Here is a 1,007-nt window from a genome sequence, read left to right on the forward strand (position 1 = left end):
GGACCCGCCACCACCGCAACCACCCTCCACCTCCTCGACCCATGGCTCACCCCCGTCCCCACCGGAACACCCGGAGAGCTCTACATCACCGGACCCTCCCTCGCCCGCGGCTACCTCGGACGTCCCGGCCTCACCGCCGAACGCTTCATCGCCAACCCCTACGGCCCACCCGGAACACGCCTCTACCGCACCGGAGACCTCGCCCGCCAAACCACCAACGGACACCTCGAATACCTCGGACGCACCGACCACCAGGTGAAGATTCGAGGATTCCGGATCGAACCGGGTGAGATCGAGGCCGCACTGCTGGAACACCCCGCCGTCGCGCAGGCGGCCGTGATCGCCCGCGACGGCCGCGGCACCGACGCCGGCAAGCATCTGGTCGCCTACCTCACCCCAGCCCAGACTGGAAGCGAAGACATCGGCCTCGACCACGCCGTCGTACGCACGTTCCTGTCCGCCCGGCTGCCCCACTACATGATCCCGTCAGCCGTCGTCGTGCTGGAGCAGCTGCCGCTGACGGTGAACGGCAAGCTGGACCGCGCGGCGCTGCCCGAACCGCATCTGACCACCGAAGCGGCCTACCGGGCTCCGGGCACGGCCCGGGAGGAGATCCTGTGCGGCCTGTTCGCCGAAGTCCTCGGCATCGACCGGGCCGGGATGGACGACGACTTCTTCGACCTGGGCGGCCACTCCCTGCTCGCCACCCGCCTGACCAGCCGCATCCGCGCCGTACTCGACGCCGAAGTCCCCGTCCGCGCCGTCTTCGAAACCCCCACCCCCGCCGGACTCATCCGCCACCTCGACACCCAGGCACCCTCCCGCCCCCACCTGACCACCCGCCAGCGCCCCCACCCCCTGCCGCTGTCGTTCGCCCAGCGCCGCCTGTGGTTCCTCCACCACCTCGAAGGACCCAGCCCGACCTACAACATCCCCCTGGTCCTCCGCCTCACCGGCGACCTCGACCCCGAAGCCCTCGCGACGGCACTCAACGACGTGGCAAGCCG

Annotated in this window: 1 protein-coding gene; it reads left to right on the top strand. The window is 70.5% G+C overall.

The genetic code is table 11. From position 1 onward, the window contains the following. Positions 1–1,007, top strand: a 1,007-nt coding sequence (locus tag AB0J39_RS39760) for a phosphopantetheine-binding protein (protein ID WP_363474405.1), incomplete at both ends; no start/stop codon positions are given.

Origin of the sequence: Microbispora sp. NPDC049633 (assembly GCF_040675265.1) — a bacterium.
In the GTDB taxonomy this organism is placed as follows: domain Bacteria; phylum Actinomycetota; class Actinomycetes; order Streptosporangiales; family Streptosporangiaceae; genus Microbispora; species Microbispora maris.